The organism is Aliirhizobium wenxiniae (assembly GCF_014201355.1).
GTDB classification, from domain to species: domain Bacteria; phylum Pseudomonadota; class Alphaproteobacteria; order Rhizobiales; family Rhizobiaceae; genus Neorhizobium; species Neorhizobium wenxiniae.
Genome location: NZ_JACHEG010000008.1, coordinates 23,499 through 37,730, shown reverse-complemented (window position 1 = coordinate 37,730; position 14,232 = coordinate 23,499). Strand labels below are relative to the sequence as shown.

Here is a 14,232-nt window from a genome sequence, read left to right as displayed (position 1 = left end):
GTTGAACGCAGGGAGCATTATGGCTCCATGTTCAACCAAAAAAACTTAGCACCATCCCTTAACAGGCAGGGAGCGGGGGCAGCGGCTTCGTTTACCGCTGCCAGTTTTCAGCCCTGCGTCCGATCGCCGACGGCAACTTGGAAGATGCCCTATGACCACATATAATGCGGTGGAGCAACTTGGATTCTATCGAAAGACCATCGATAATCTGGATTCAGCTCTTCTCTATATTTTAGCTGAACGCTTTCGGTGTACCGAGCAGGTTGGCGAGTTAAAAGCAAGACACGAGATGCCGGCGACTGACAATGAGCGCGAGCGGCGACAAATGGTTCGGCTGCGAGACATCGCTGCTAATTTAGACTTAGACCAACAGTTCGTGGAAAATCTTATGCATTTGATTGTCGGTACCGTCGTGGAGCGGCATAAGGAAATTGCGGGCGAGAAGAATGAGTTTTCTCGAAATTCTTCACCGACCGCAGCGCGTTAAGCGGTTCTCTCTGAGATAACATCTCTCGCCGCAATAGGGCCGACGCCTTAACTGCCAAGTGTGCGTTTGTCCTACAAGCGCCCTTAGGGGCGCTAACGTTCCCACCGTGAACGATCCGTGTTCATGTATGCGTCTGGATGATCGCTTCGCTCAAGGCGAAGAGTCCGATACGCGGACTCCTTGACATGCTCAGACGCCCGCTTTGGCCCAGTAAGGTGGACGATCGGGTATCGGCCGCCGATGTGTTAAAAAATTAATACAATCCAAAGCTTTAGTATCTACTGCCGCGGGTTTTAGGTTCGTATCCGTTCAAGAGCTTACCTTACCCTGTGTAGCGGAAATTTTCCTCCGGCGAAGTCTGAGTGCTGTGCATTGGCCGAGCCTGGGTCAGGGCCTCATCTCACATATCTCCTCGCCGCTTGCGCTAACGATATAGCCGCTTCCGACAGGAGTTCGGGTGAAAAACCGGAAAAACCAAGGATGAACCCTTCCGTTCCTGCGGATTCCGTTCGCGTCTCAGACAGCAGCATCGCGTCCACCTCGGCGGCAGCTCGGATCGCTTGCCCAGCATCACGATCGAGGCCTGACGCTAAGCGAACTATCATATGCAGACCCTGCGCCGGCACGGCGGGTATAAGAACGCCAGCAGCGTCTTCGGTGATGATTTTCGCAATCTGATTGCGCGCGTTGCAATAGTGTTTTCGCATTCGCCGCAGATGCGCGGAAACGGTGCCATCGGACATGAGATCTGCGACTGCGTCCTGCATGAAGGCCGGCGGGAAACGATCAATCGCGGCCCGGGCAGACAGGATGTGGCCGAGAGCGTCTGGCGGCACCACCATGTAGCCAATGCGCAATGCCGGAAACAAAGTTTTTGCAAAAGTGCCGAGATAGATTACCCGGGTGGTTGATAGGCCAGCAAGCGGGGTCAGCGGTCGTCCGGTATACCGGAACTCGCTATCGTAATCGTCTTCCAACACCCAGGCGCCCGCATTCTCTGCCCATTCGAGGAGTTCTACCCGGCGCCTCATAGACATCGTGACGCCGGACGGGAACTGATGCGAGGGAGTAACATAGGCAGCCTTCGCTTCGGGCGCGCGTTCGCGAGCGGCTCGAATGTCCAGTCCTTCGTCGTCGACGACAACCGGAACCGGGGCGGCTCCCGCAGCAGCAAGCGTGGCGCGTGCCGCCGCATATCCGGGTTCTTCCATCCAGATCTTGTCTCCTGGCTTAAGAAGTGCGTCGGCGCAAAGACGTAGACCGTGCTGCGTTCCGCTGACGACGACGATGCAGTCGGGATCGCAACGTAAACCGCGGTCCACTGCGAGTGCGGCAGCGATCTGACGACGAAGATGTAGGCTGCCGCGGGGATCACCATATCCCAGATCCAACGGGTCGGCCTCAGAGATGCGGCGGCGGCTGGCAGATGCAAGGCGGGCGAGTAGCGCCGCCTCGACGCGTGGCTGGCCAAGCGCGAAGGGTCTTTTAGGGCCTGGAGGTACTTTAGCCCCGATACCGAACTGCGCTGTGGTCTTTGCCAGGGGCGGCGGAATGGCGGCAACAAAGGTGCCGGACCCATGCCGGGCCTCGACCAGCCCGTCGCTCAATAACTGCTCGTAGGCGGTTACGATGGTGTTACGGCCAATGCCGATCTGATGCGACAGTGTCCGGCTGGACGGTAGAGCCGTGCCAGAAGGCAGAAGTCCATCGAGGATGGCCAGGCGAAGCGCACTGTGCACTCGCTGTGCCTGATTGCGGATCGAGGTATCTAGACGAAGCTGCCCAACACCTTCGGCCACAAGCGACATGGAAGATTTTTCGGCCTGAAAAGTGGTTGGCATAAATCGCTCAAAACTGGACCTACTCGCGACCACGTTACTGGTGGAAGATGATGACAACAAGTTATGAAGGAAGCCAGATCATGCCCGACCACTCTTCAGATCAATATCCTGTCGATGCGACGAACAAGGTCAAGCGTCGCCATGATCGCGGCTTTTATGATCATGACACCGTGCATGCACTGCTGGATTCTGCCGCGCTCGCGCATGTAGCCTACGTGATCGATGAGCGCCCGTTCTGCACGCCAACACTCTTCTGGCGGGAAGGTACGCGGCTGTATTGGCATGGCAGCAGCGCAAGCAGAATGTTGCGCAATCTTTCAAAGGGGGAGCCCGCCTGTCTTACCGTCACACATTTCGACAGCATCGTCCTAGCCCGGTCCGGCTTCAACCATTCCGCCGACTACCGTTCGGTCATGGCTTTCGGAACAGCACGGCTGGTGACGGATCTGGTGGAGAAAGACCGCGCGCTGACGATGATGGTGGACCGTTTCTTTCCAGACAGGACTGCTCTGCTGCGCCCAACCACTGGACAGGAGACGAAGGCGACGGCCGTAATTGCGATGGAGATCGAAAAGGCCTCAGCCAAAATTCGCGCTAGAGGCGTCGTCGATGACGAGGAAGATTATGAGCTGCCTATCTATGCCGAACGCCTGCCGATCCGCACAGTGATCGGCACACCCGAACCCTGTCCTCGCATCATACCCGGCGTCGAGCGGGCCACCACCCTTGAATCCTACCGCGAGGGACGGCATCTGGAGGAAGCTCTGCTGGAAGCCTACCAGCTGGCCTACTCCTAAAGCCCGGGCCAAAGGCCGCCATCCAGCCTCAGATTGACGCCGGTGATGTAGCCGGCGCGGGGACTTGCGAGAAAGACGACAGCGTCAGCGATCTCCTCGAGCGTGCCGACGCGCCCTACGGGGACTTGAGCAAAAAGAGGCAGGACTTGCCGCTCCACTTCCGACCAAGGTGCGTCGGGGGCCAAGCCCTGTCCTACCGCCGCCTTGCGAAAAGCCTCATCGAGGCTGATGCTGCGGATCGTTCCTGGCGATACGGTATTTGCGGTAATGCCATCGAGGGCGACGGCTTTGGCGAGCGACGCGGTCATGGCGATCATTGCCGCTTTCGCGGCAGCGTAGTCAGGGCGTCCAGCAGGGGGCATCAATCCCGCGAGGCTGGAAACATTGATGATCCTGCCCCACTTGGCCGCACGCATGGCAGGCAGCAGGGGAGTAGTAATCCTGACGGCTGCAAGCACATTGCGATCATATCCTTCCGCCCAAATCTCGGGTCGCGTCGTCTCCCAGGTCTGCGTTTCGCCGGAGCCGCCCGCATTGTTGATGACGATCTCGACGGCTCCCAAGGCTTTGGTCTCATCGACCAGACGCTGCACTTCTTCCTCGCGCGTCAGGTCACCAAGGACCACGTGCGCGCGCCCTCCTTCTGCAATGATGTTGTGCGCCACCGCTTCGGTTTTCGCTTTATCACGTCCGTGGACAATGATGACGACGCCCTCGCGTGCCAAACCGTGCGCAATTCCTTCGCCGATGCCCTTGCTGCTGCCCGTCACCAGCGCGATCTTTCCATCCAGTTTCAAATCCATCGCGGTATTCCCATGTTAAGAGCCGAGAATGTTATGGAGGAAGGGTGATGGCCGAGACAATTACGCACTTAAAAGTGCCCATAGCAGATGAGGATCGAGCCATATGCCTTGGACCAGATGGCTCTGTTGCTCACGTTGGCCGTGCTTTCAGGGTATTGAGCGGACGGTGGAAGTTACCGATCCTGTTCCGGCTCTTCGCGACACACTCGATGCGCAGCTCGCAACTCCTTCGAGACATGCCAGGGATCTCGCAAAAAATGCTAACACAGCATCTGCGAGACCTCGAGAAGGACGGGCTTGTCGAGCGACAGGATTACGCTGAGCAGCGTCCGCGCGTTGAGTACAGGCTTTCGCGTGCGGGACACGCGCTCATGCCTGTCTTGGTCGCGGTGCGAGAGTTTTCTCGTGACCATCTAGCCCACGACGCACTCGGAACCGCGTGAGGGTTTCGGGGACACGACTAACAGAGGCGAATTGCGCAGTGAACCCTGTGATGGGATGTGGAGGTGATGATGCTACGTTGCAGCGGGCTCTAGGTCATCCAGCTCTGCCGGAGGTAACGAGGCGACGCAAAAAGGCCGCCTCTTGGGCGACCTTTGTTGTCTGAACGTTTGAATCTCAGGCGGATTTCTTGGCCTTTGCTTTGTCGTTCGCCGACGCCTTGGCGAGCTGCGTGAGCTTCTGGTCCGTTGCTTCTTCTTCCTGCAGGTTGGCCTGCAGCAGCGGGACAGCATCGGCAAGTCCGAGCTGACCTGCCCATTCAATCAGCGTGCCGTAACGGGCAATCTCATAATGTTCGACTGCCTGAGCCGACGAAATCAAACCGGCGTCGAGTGCAGGAGAGCCCTTGAATTCCTCCATGATCTCCTCGCCCTCGGCGATGATCCCCTGGATCGCTTCACAGGTTTTGCCTCGAGCAGCTTTGCCCAGCAATTCGAAGACCTGTTCGAGGCGTTCGATCTGGCCCTGAGTCTCATCGCGGTGCTGCAGGAAGCCCGCCTTTCCCTCTTCCGATTGCGCCGCACGCGCCATCTTCGGGAGAGCCCTCAGGATCTGCTTTTCGGCAAAGTAAATGTCCTTGAGGGTATCAAGAAACAGGTCATCGAGCGTTTTGGTCGCAGCCAATTCGTTATCCTCCATCGGGTTGTGATGACCAGGAAAGTCGAAGGCGGACGACTTGGTTCCAGCTGACTTGCGACGACTATCGAAGATAAGGCGGTTGGTACGGTTTCGGACAAACCGGAGGCGTTGATTTTTGAGAAGCAGCTTCAAACGATATAATTGTCGAAACCGCCGCACGGGTTTACATAGTTTATATTCAATCGGATTTTGAGGTGGTCTGGCTGGCTTGGCGAGCTGCCAGAGCGGGACGTGGCAGTGTGCATCCGCTCGCCTGTCATGCAACCCGAGGAAAGGCTGAACGTGCCGAACGCATTCCTGCGAAAGCTAGACAGTTTCGAACCCTTGCACTCCGATGATCGCGAGTGGCTAAAGTCGATCTCCAGCCGAACGAGGGACGTGGATGCTGATAAGGACCTCATCAGTGAGGGAGACAATCCCGAGAACGTGTTGCTGATCCTCGAGGGGTTCGCGATGCGCTACAAGGTGACCTCGGACGGTCGGAGGCACATCTTCGCCTATCTGATCCCAGGAGATTTCTGCGACCCGCACGTCGCCTTGCTGAAGAAGATGGACCACAGCATCGCAACGCTGAGCCCGTGCCGCGTCGCCTACCTGTCGCCCGCCACGATACTCGAACTCACCGAGCGCAGACCGTCGCTCGCCCGTGCCCTTTGGATGTGTTCCCTGGTGGACGAGGCGACGTTGCGGGAATGGCTTGTCAACCTCGGCCAACGCTCCGCGCCACACCGCATTTCGCACCTTTTCTGCGAACTGCATGAAAGGATGAAAGCCGTCGGCCTGACCAACGACGGTTCATTTGAACTCCCGCTGACTCAAGCCGAACTGAGCGACACGATGGGCCTGTCGATCGTTCACGCCAACCGAAGCCTGAAGGAATTACGCGAAGCGGGTTTGGTGACATTAAAAAACGAGCGAATCGTAATACCGAACGTGCGACGTTTAGCGGAATACTCCGACTTCGATCCATCCTACCTGCATCTCCGATGGCCAGGTCTTGCGAACGGTGGCAGTTCGAAATGACGGGCTACCAGCGGTTCAAAGCCCGTGACGGTCGACCGAAAAATTGACGCCGAAGACAATCGTACCGACCGAGTCAGTCACGATCATCTGCCAGGCCTGACCTTTCCAGGCGTGTTCCCCGTTGCTAACCATCTGACCTGAGGCCCGGATTGCTTCAGTGCGGACCTGGTCCATATCGTGTAGCTCTATACCGACGTCGTCAATGATGGCTTTGCCATTCATGACATGAAAGAAATACTGCGCCATGTGGCGTTGCTCCTGATCCTGGCGGGAGCGCACCGTCTCTCGGTCAACGGCTGGCCTTAAAGGATGCCGTCGATCGCTCGCTTAGACATGACAACACTCCTCCACGCCAGCACATAAGTTAACCGGCACCGCCGTGCATCAATTGGAAGAGCTGCTGTCCTTCTACCAGACGCCTCCCGTTTGCTGGGCGAGTGCAAGACGTATGCGGCTGACGCGGCTTTTAATCGTGCCCACGGGGCACCCGCAGCAGCTTGCGGCGGTCTCGTAGGACAAGCCGTCCATCAAGACCATATTGAAAGCTTTGCGGTGCTCGGGAGAAAGCCGAGCTACAGCCTCCGAGAACTCCTGCATCCGCACGCCCCATTCCTGCGCGGGCGGCACGGAGGCCTGCAACGAGACGCAGTCGTCCAACCCGGCAACCTCACGACGTCCCCGATGATATCCGGTACAGAACGTGTTTCGCATGATCGTGAACATCCATGATCGCAACCGGGTCCCCGGCTGGAATTTGTCGATATTGGCAAGACCGCGCGTGAGCGTTTCCTGGACGAGGTCATCAACTTCGCTGCGATCACGAACGAATCTCGTCGCGAAGTTGCGCAGCGCGGGGATGGTCTGGACCATCTCTGCCTGGATGGCGTCGTCTGTTCCGATGCTTCTCATGACATCCCCTCTCGAGCATGGATGGCGTTGGCTAAAAGTGGGGTTCAGCTTGGTACAACCCGCGAGAGGGCGGGGGACCTGTTCGCGTCGGCCACTTTCCTGTCGTCGAGTCCCATCTGGTAAAAGCGGAGCGCAGTCCTGGCGACATCGTCGGGGGTCGAGATCGGCGCAGCTGGGCTCGCCATCGCCCCCGCGATGAGCGAGAGCCACGTTGGAGAGATCATTTGGCGACAAGACATAGGGGCGCGTGAGTCTGCATATGCTCCTCCTGGCCGAGCACACGGCCATGTCCAAGCTATGCTCGTGGCGAGGGCGCTCCACCACATATGTTAACACGATGCCGACAAATGCGGAGGATGACGTCAGCCGTCAGCCGGAGGACGAAACGACCGGTGTGGTAGGTGGAGGGCATCGATGCTTCGTCGCGGCCGGCCTCGAACCAGTGGTTGTCGGCAAGATCGCCTGGGCGCTCAGTGCCTGTTGAAGAAGATGCAGCGGCGGGGATTAACCGCCCGGCACATTGCAATGGACACGCGAGATGAGGGCTGACCGCAGTAGTGCTCCAGCAATCTTGTCAGTGAACGCCTTTGGGCATCTCAGCCAGAGCCCTATCCGCATTTGTAGACGAGATTGTCGAGGCAGTTGTCTCCAGCCTCTTTTTGAGCGCCTGAGATATGGAGGGCGCTGAATCATCCTCGTCATCGACCTCGTGGGCGTCCGCCTCGACGCCGAGCGACGAGAGCCTATAAGTAATGGCAAGGCCATAGATGGCTTCAAGCACATTGCGGTCTTTGACATCCGGATCTGACAAAGCGAACAGCGAGGCTTTGACGATGCGCTAGCTCGAAGTCTTCGGAACTACTCGGCTCGGGTTCTCGGGAGGGAAGCCCATAGGGTGCCTCATCGGAGGCGACGTTCAAATGAGCATTTCGCACTCGTAGGGTCTGAAAATGTGTATCGTTAGACAGAGACTTCAGGCGGCTGGCCTCGTGTTGCCGGCGGTGCCAGCCCCAAACGGATCATATCAAGGCGTTATTGTGCATAAGCGCGCTAAGTTTCTTGTGTTCATCGCACAGATCAGCATGACCGCGCGGCCGCGAACGGATCGGGGCCTCGGTATCGCGAAGGAGTGGTCTGGGTCTCGGAGGCTTCGTCATCCTGACAGTTCAACAAAAAAACGTTAAGGAGATTGTGACGATTGGGGACTTGTCCCCGCTGTCAGCGGCAGCTGAGCAGCAGAACGCCGCGGAAGAAGCTGCATTCGACGCAATCATCAGCGCAGGGCCGCCCCGTTTTAAGGGCGGCTACAAGAACCGGGTTTTGGCCCGGTTTGGTTTCCAGCCCGTAGGGCCGTAGCCCACCCTTAGGGGTGGGCGCAGCAGACGAAGGCCAGAACGCGCTTATTCAAATTGCGCCGAAGTGCCGGCCGAAGTCTTGTGGTAAACCGAAGCGGGACGACTGCCTTCACGGATGTCCGTTATTTGCGGTCGAGCTGCGGCTCTTCTACGCCACCTAAAGTGCCGTGCAAAGGCCACAAGCTCGGTATGAGCAGGTGAGCTTCGGCCCTATAGGCTGAATCTCAAGTCTCGGGTTTTCCTCCGAGACTGCCAAGGCCCAAGCGATCCCCTTTTGCATGGGCGCACCGGGGGCTGACGAGGTTCTTAGCCGTTGGAAGCTTGATCGCTGGCCGTCGTGTCTGGGGTCATCCGCTTTAACAAACCCATGAGATCGCGCACGGTGTCGTGTGGCAGATTTCTGATGATGTGCGTCAGTTCGACGTAGTCTTTCGCCTCTTCCGGTGTTCGGCCGTAAAGGTGCGGTGCCACAACGCTGATGATGTCGATCGGGAGAATGTCCAGCAACTCGCATAGATGAATCATTCGCGTGACGGTCATGCGAGATTCGGCGCGCTCGTAACGGCCGTAGACGGCAGTCGCAAGCCCAATCATGGCCGCGAAATCGGCCCGCGAAATACCAGCGTGTTCGCGGGCGTTGGTGAGATAGGATGAAATCCTCTCATCCATTGTCTCGAAGCTGACGATCCCTTCGAAACCAGATCGGCGATATAGCGGCTTTTCAGACTGGGAATCCGTCGTCTCTACAAGGCCTTTGGCATTCTTGAACTTATCAAGGTCCTTCAACTTCGGCATTTTCAGTCTTTTTCCCTATCCCACCCTTAGGTGGATACTATGCACCAAATCGGTTCACTTTGGCATCATTCGTTTCGTGCGATTCTTTTGCCTTTTATAACCTATTTGGGGTCGTGGCTGACAATGGCCCCTCCGGTTGCGATGAATAGGTATAGTCGCCTCGGATGCAAGCAAAGAGAGTAACGTTGATCGAGGCCGTGGTGCGCGGAGTTGTGCCGCGCTGGGTGTGATTCCGTAGGATCCGTTACCTTGATCCTCCCTGACGCAAGCTCAATAACCGTTGTCGCGAAGGTACTGATCAATCGCTGCCTTGATGATCACCGTCATTTTCAAGTCATTTTCAGAGGCGGCGCGCTCGAGCCGCTTCTTCGTATCGTAATCGAGCGGGCAGTTCACATAGTGCTTGCTCTCACGCGCCTTGGCTCGTTTGAGATCACTCAGCCGGACGCGTGACTCTTCCTGTTCGAGCGCTCTCGCGGTCGCGCGCCGTTTGCGCGTCTCAGAATCTGGCGCGATCAAGCTGGGGCCGCTTGTCTGCTCGGCTTCGTCTGGCGGAGGAGTCTCCCTCTCGGGTGTCAGCGTTTCCGTAACGGGATCGATGCGTGCCCGACGTGGGGCGACCGCGAAATCCGAGATCGTCGTCTGGCCTTTCGCCATGGTTTAGCTCCTTGCAGATTGAGGTAGAAATTTTCCGATCTCCTGGGTCAGATTCAAGATCTCGACCCGAGCTTTGCGGACTGGCTCGGTCACCTCCAGCATCTGGACTGTTCCGTAACCATTGCGGACCTCCCTGTAGCAGTTGCGCTCGTAGAGCTCGGTCTCCAGCAGGTGAGAGTCGTATCCTCCTTCCTGCAAGTTCGCGATGAACGGCCGGATCAGCCGATAGGCCTCCAGTGCGCGCGCCGGAACCGTGATCCGAGTGACAAAGTTCACATGAGGGATTGCCCGACCGGTCCTATCTGCCGTGTCCGCGATATCCTGCGCTGCCTGGCCAGCTGCAAGGATTTCGTCCTGGTTTGGCTGAATCGGTGTCAGCACGACGTCGGACCCTGCGATAATCGTGTCGCGGAGAACGGTGTCTTGTCCCGGGGAGTCCATAATGACGACGTCGTATTTCTCAGCGTCATTTTCGAGGATTTGCTGAATTGACTGCTGCCGCGCGGCCGTGACGAGATCGATGCCGACCGGCTGGTTATCTTTGTCAGACGAGCGCTTCCACCATTCTCGCAAATTCTGACGGCCATCTGCGTCTATCAGCAGGACCCGCTTGTCTTGGAGCGCGAGTTCACCAGCAAGCAGGATGACTGCAGTCGTCTTTCCCGCACCACCTTTGCCGCTAACGGCGGAAATGCAAATCGTCATCGAATAATCCCGTGTTCAATCCTCAAAAATATCGCTGACAGTTCTAACCGCCGGGACTCGCGCAATCAAACACTGGTTGAACGGCAAGTGCCGGCGGCACTTGGGGCATCGTGATTGCACTCTTTTTCAAACGCCCTGACCAATCGATCACATCGTAGGAACGTGTCGTGTGATTAGCGCGTGTGAAAGATCGATCACACGAATTGAAGTCATCGATCGCAGATATGCGAAGATGGTGTGAGATTGCCATCGTCTCGGGCGGTGGTTTTCGTCGTGTGAAACAATGACGGCTGAATTTCACCTCGTGGGAGCACACGGACTTTTGGTGTGTCTTCGACCCACGCTGTCGGGCTTGACGGTGAACCGCGGAGCCGCGTGCGGGCGAATTTGCCGGTCGCCCGGAGACCGCAAGGGTGAAGAGGAGAGCGTCTCTAGGGAGCGAGGACGAAGGGCTGAAAGGGCAGTCGCGAGCGGCCTTGGATGAGAAACTTGGTGAGCGTTTTCAACTTTAAGTTTTTCGACGCATTGGGTTGAAGTGAGGTTAGTTTCTAGACGTTAAGGATGGCAGGATACGTAAAAATGTGCTACATTTTTATCTGCGATCGAGGAACGCGTCCTCGATCTTCGTCGCAACGCTCCGAAAGGGCCTTTTGGCCAATGGATGAAAAAGCATCAGCGACGCCAAAGGCGCCCGGCAGAAAAGGCAAAACGGTCCACGTTAGGGTCACCGAAGCCGAGCATGATGCAATCGAGACAGCAGCTGCTGCCGCTGGAATGAGCGTCTCTGGCTTCTTCCGCTCACTCTTGTTGGAGGGGGCTGGCGTGCGGCCGGTATTGACCCGCGAGGATCGCCTGATCATGGCTGCGTTGCTCGAAGACATGCGAATGATCGGCATAAACCTGAACCAGGTCGCCCGTACCCTGAACAGTGGAAAGGGCGTTCATCCGAGCGAACTCGACATAAACCTTGCCAATGTTCAGCGCGTTCAGGCAGCGGTAATGAGCGAACTAAGTTCGCTCGCTCGGCGAGCTGGCCATCAACGGCGTGGGGAAGGTTGAGGAATGGAGCTCTTTTTCGGGGCATTCACCAGTGAGTGGGAGCAGCGACGAGCAGCTTTGCTGCAGGATATGGCGAACGGCCGAGGGTCCGCGTTCGATGATCTGGAGAAACGCCTGAACCGGGCTGAGCAGCTTGGCGGCTCCGGAGGCGGCGGCGGCGGCCAAGGCCGGTCCATCTGGATGGATTTCGGTCGCGGCTTAAAGGGTCCGCCATCAGCCGGGATGTTCTCGGGCGGTGCTGGTCGCTCGATGGAAGCTCGATTGACGGGCATCGCCAAGGGTAGCCAGCCGGCGGTCGTGAAGATGGCCTCATACGGGGGCGGCGCTCGGCTGGGCGCGATGCTGAACTATGTGGCGCGAAGCGGCGAGTTGAAAGTCGAAACCGAAAACGGCGAGACGCTGCGTGGCCGCGACGAGCTTGCTCGCGTGCGGGATGACTGGGATCACCTCTTCCAAAACCGAACCGAGAGCCGAGATATCGGCAGTTTTGCCGTGGAATTTGCCGCAATGCCGTCGGGTGCCGATATGCACGGCCATATCAATGACGTGTTGCAGAGCGGGTTTGGCGATCGTCGATACGCCTATGCGGTCGCTTCGCGGCCGGATGGCTCGGCTAAGGTGTCGGGCGTGGTGGTTCTTAGGAGCGGAAAGGGCGAGCGTATGACAGCGGATGCCAAGGCATCGGAGATCGTGCAAGCCCGTTACGATGCAAGCGATGCCGGTGTCGCGAAGTCGGCGATGTTCACATTTACCGGACACGGGAACGGCGTCGAATATGGCGTTAGTCGGCTGCGTGATCTCGTGGAGGTTGGCTCCGAGGTGAAGGATGAGAAGGGGCGCCTTATTGCCAATGGCACTGATGCCGGCGATCTGGTGCAAAAGGAGTGGCGCCGCGAGATGCATAGCCGAAAAGGCCGCGATCTGATGCATGTGATCATGTCGGCTAGGGCTGGCACGGATGCAACCGCATTTGAGGGCGCAGTCCGGGATTTCCTCGCCCAGCAGTTTGCAAGCCACCGGTATGTCTTTGCCATGCACGATGCAGAGCATGACCCAAAAGAGGCGACGGATGGTGGAAAGCGGCCGCACGTGCATGCGCATGCGATCATCACCATGCGATCGGAGGCTGGTGATCGGATCGAAACGACACCTGCGGTGTTTCGGCACTGGCGGGCTGTCATGGCGGAGAAGGCGCGTGAACACGGCATCGAGATGGAGATGACCGATAGACGCGAATTCGCGAGCGCACCGGCGTTTACTCGCAACCAGGTCCGGGCAGTAAACCTCGACGGTCGCACCGAGCATGTCGGCACGAGCTTGCCCGCCCAGGCGCGATATGGCGCCAAACGTCGGGAGCGACGGACAGTGGCATCCAGTGAACGTAGCGTTATCTACACCAAAATGGTGCAGGAAACTTGGCAGAAGATTGCTTCCGTCGGTGGAGACGGAAACATTACGGCTTTTGCCGAATCCCGATACGCCGCGCTATCAAAAGGCATTTCCAGGCCTTTATCGGCAGAAAATGCCGAAATGGCGCGTCCCGATTTTACATCTAGTTTCCGAACCAATATGATGTCGCTCCAGAACATGCTTTTGGAGGGTCAAGATTTGCGTCAACAGTCCCGTTCAGAATTCGAGGCCTATGAAAAGTCGGTAGAGTCCGCTCTGTTCAAACTTGAGCGGAGCGCCGAAGCTGGCGAGCGTGCGAGCTTTGAAGAGGTTTCGGGTGCGGCCCGCGACATCGTGGATATTCGACGCGAGCTTCTGGAAATCCACGAAAGAGATAGCGACCGTGAGGCGAGCGATCGTCCGGCATCAGGGCAAGGCGATCAGGCTCGCGATGGTGCCAACGACCGGTGGGCTGCCGCTGTCGAGCGGCATGGCGAGGCGGTCGTCGATGCAGGTAATGAGGCGATGCTAACGATCGAGCATTATCGCGAGGCCCTTGATCAGGTCGAAGCAGGGACTTTCTCGAATGATAGTGAGGACGCTTATCGCGCCGGGCTAACCCACGCGTTGGAAGAAGCTGCGAAGCTCGTAGCGCAAGGCAATAGCTATCTGCGCGAAGTGGCGGAGGAGGATCGTGACCTTCGAGCAGCCATCGACCGAAGTGAGGCGGCTGCAGAGCCGCAGAGCCAGACTAACGATAGCAACCAGACGAATTCGGCAGACGTCGATACCGTCGGTGAGCAGCAGCGCAACCCCGCAGAGGCCTCAGACGAGCTAAGCGCGGACGATCTTAGCGAACGCGAGGCTCATGATCTGGCAGCCGCCGCCGATGCTACCAATCGACATCTTGATCGTTCGAACCGAGAAAGAGATACTGCAGGGCGGAATGGCGATACCACGAGAAGCGATCCGGCTCAGCAGCATATTCCTCGGTTGGAGGAGCTGGAGCGTGAGCAGCAAGAGCAGAAGGAGCGCGACCGGGACGATCGGGAGCGGTGACCATGTTTGAAAACAAGTTCGTTATCCAGACTGATAATTCGAAGGCCGACGCAGCCGCGGGCAAGCTCATAGCGGCTGGAATGGCGCTGATCGCTGGTTTGGCGGCAATTTCCTATGCCTATACGACAGTCATTGGATGGTATCACGCTGCTGGGGCTTGGATGGTCCATGCCGCGGACTACCTGACAAGCTTCTGGCCATTCTGACCACGCG

The 14,232-nt window shown here is 57.8% G+C and carries 17 protein-coding genes; 8 read left to right on the top strand and 9 right to left on the bottom strand.

Annotation, left to right across the window (positions count from 1 at the left end):
* The first annotated feature begins 151 nt into the window (after positions 1 to 151).
* The gene (locus HNQ72_RS24405; protein WP_183996196.1) at positions 152 to 487 is read left to right on the top strand and encodes a chorismate mutase; all 336 of its coding nucleotides are present in this window, start codon (positions 152 to 154) and stop codon (positions 485 to 487) included.
* A 395-nt stretch (positions 488 to 882) separates the two neighbouring features.
* Here the strand turns inward: HNQ72_RS24405 and pdxR are convergent, their stop codons facing one another.
* The gene (gene pdxR / locus HNQ72_RS24400; RefSeq protein WP_244654534.1) at positions 883 to 2,328 is read right to left on the bottom strand and encodes a MocR-like pyridoxine biosynthesis transcription factor PdxR; all 1,446 of its coding nucleotides are present in this window, start codon (positions 2,326 to 2,328) and stop codon (positions 883 to 885) included.
* A gap of 50 nt (positions 2,329 to 2,378) precedes the next feature.
* Between pdxR and HNQ72_RS24395 the strand changes: the two genes are divergently transcribed.
* Positions 2,379 to 3,125 (top strand): pyridoxamine 5'-phosphate oxidase family protein, encoded by a 747-nt coding sequence (locus HNQ72_RS24395; protein WP_425503160.1) that lies wholly within the window; start codon positions 2,379 to 2,381, stop codon positions 3,123 to 3,125.
* On the opposite strand, the gene HNQ72_RS24390 is transcribed toward HNQ72_RS24395, so the two are convergent.
* On the bottom strand, positions 3,122 to 3,928 hold the full coding sequence (locus tag HNQ72_RS24390; RefSeq protein WP_183996193.1) for an SDR family NAD(P)-dependent oxidoreductase: 807 nt from the start codon (positions 3,926 to 3,928) through the stop codon (positions 3,122 to 3,124). The genes HNQ72_RS24395 and HNQ72_RS24390 overlap by 4 nt on opposite strands.
* A 47-nt stretch (positions 3,929 to 3,975) precedes the next feature.
* Between HNQ72_RS24390 and HNQ72_RS24385 the strand changes: the two genes are divergently transcribed.
* On the top strand, positions 3,976 to 4,371 hold the full coding sequence (locus HNQ72_RS24385) for a winged helix-turn-helix transcriptional regulator (RefSeq protein WP_183996191.1): 396 nt from the start codon (positions 3,976 to 3,978) through the stop codon (positions 4,369 to 4,371).
* A 175-nt stretch (positions 4,372 to 4,546) separates the two neighbouring features.
* Here the strand turns inward: HNQ72_RS24385 and HNQ72_RS24380 are convergent, their stop codons facing one another.
* Positions 4,547 to 5,053 (bottom strand): YciE/YciF ferroxidase family protein, encoded by a 507-nt coding sequence (locus tag HNQ72_RS24380; protein WP_183996504.1) that lies wholly within the window; start codon positions 5,051 to 5,053, stop codon positions 4,547 to 4,549.
* 297 nt (positions 5,054 to 5,350) lie between these two features.
* Between HNQ72_RS24380 and HNQ72_RS24375 the strand changes: the two genes are divergently transcribed.
* Entirely contained in the window at positions 5,351 to 6,091 is a 741-nt protein-coding gene (locus HNQ72_RS24375) for a Crp/Fnr family transcriptional regulator (RefSeq protein WP_183996189.1), read from the top strand.
* A gap of 15 nt (positions 6,092 to 6,106) precedes the next feature.
* Here the strand turns inward: HNQ72_RS24375 and HNQ72_RS24370 are convergent, their stop codons facing one another.
* Complete coding sequence (locus HNQ72_RS24370; protein WP_183996187.1) at positions 6,107 to 6,337, bottom strand: DUF6894 family protein; 231 nt, start codon at positions 6,335 to 6,337, stop codon at positions 6,107 to 6,109.
* A 162-nt stretch (positions 6,338 to 6,499) separates the two neighbouring features.
* Positions 6,500 to 7,000, bottom strand: coding sequence for a sigma-70 family RNA polymerase sigma factor (locus tag HNQ72_RS24365; RefSeq protein WP_183996185.1), 501 nt, complete (start codon positions 6,998 to 7,000; stop codon positions 6,500 to 6,502).
* Between the two features lie 337 nt (positions 7,001 to 7,337).
* Here HNQ72_RS24365 and HNQ72_RS24360 point away from each other — a divergent pair, with 337 nt between their 5' ends.
* Entirely contained in the window at positions 7,338 to 7,484 is a 147-nt protein-coding gene (locus tag HNQ72_RS24360) for a hypothetical protein (protein ID WP_183996183.1), read from the top strand.
* 90 nt (positions 7,485 to 7,574) lie between these two features.
* On the opposite strand, the gene HNQ72_RS24355 is transcribed toward HNQ72_RS24360, so the two are convergent.
* From HNQ72_RS24355 to HNQ72_RS24340, 4 genes are all read right to left on the bottom strand, one after another.
* The gene (locus HNQ72_RS24355; protein WP_183996181.1) at positions 7,575 to 7,781 is read right to left on the bottom strand and encodes a hypothetical protein; all 207 of its coding nucleotides are present in this window, start codon (positions 7,779 to 7,781) and stop codon (positions 7,575 to 7,577) included.
* 880 nt (positions 7,782 to 8,661) lie between these two features.
* The gene (locus tag HNQ72_RS24350; protein ID WP_183996179.1) at positions 8,662 to 9,150 is read right to left on the bottom strand and encodes a helix-turn-helix domain-containing protein; all 489 of its coding nucleotides are present in this window, start codon (positions 9,148 to 9,150) and stop codon (positions 8,662 to 8,664) included.
* A gap of 270 nt (positions 9,151 to 9,420) precedes the next feature.
* Positions 9,421 to 9,807, bottom strand: coding sequence for a hypothetical protein (locus tag HNQ72_RS24345; protein ID WP_183996545.1), 387 nt, complete (start codon positions 9,805 to 9,807; stop codon positions 9,421 to 9,423).
* A gap of 3 nt (positions 9,808 to 9,810) precedes the next feature.
* Positions 9,811 to 10,512: a ParA family protein gene (locus HNQ72_RS24340; protein ID WP_183996177.1), complete on the bottom strand. Its 702-nt coding sequence runs from the start codon at positions 10,510 to 10,512 to the stop codon at positions 9,811 to 9,813.
* Between the two features lie 657 nt (positions 10,513 to 11,169).
* Between HNQ72_RS24340 and HNQ72_RS24335 the strand changes: the two genes are divergently transcribed.
* Genes HNQ72_RS24335 through HNQ72_RS24325 form a run of 3 tightly spaced genes read left to right on the top strand, consistent with a single transcriptional unit; the run spans position 11,170 to position 14,225 of the window.
* The gene (locus HNQ72_RS24335) at positions 11,170 to 11,571 is read left to right on the top strand and encodes a plasmid mobilization protein (protein ID WP_183996502.1); all 402 of its coding nucleotides are present in this window, start codon (positions 11,170 to 11,172) and stop codon (positions 11,569 to 11,571) included.
* A gap of 3 nt (positions 11,572 to 11,574) precedes the next feature.
* Positions 11,575 to 14,019, top strand: coding sequence for a conjugal transfer protein TraA (locus tag HNQ72_RS24330; RefSeq protein ID WP_183996175.1), 2,445 nt, complete (start codon positions 11,575 to 11,577; stop codon positions 14,017 to 14,019).
* Positions 14,020 to 14,021: 2 nt separating this feature from the next.
* Positions 14,022 to 14,225: a hypothetical protein gene (locus HNQ72_RS24325; RefSeq protein WP_183996174.1), complete on the top strand. Its 204-nt coding sequence runs from the start codon at positions 14,022 to 14,024 to the stop codon at positions 14,223 to 14,225.
* Positions 14,226 to 14,232: the final 7 nt, after the last annotated feature.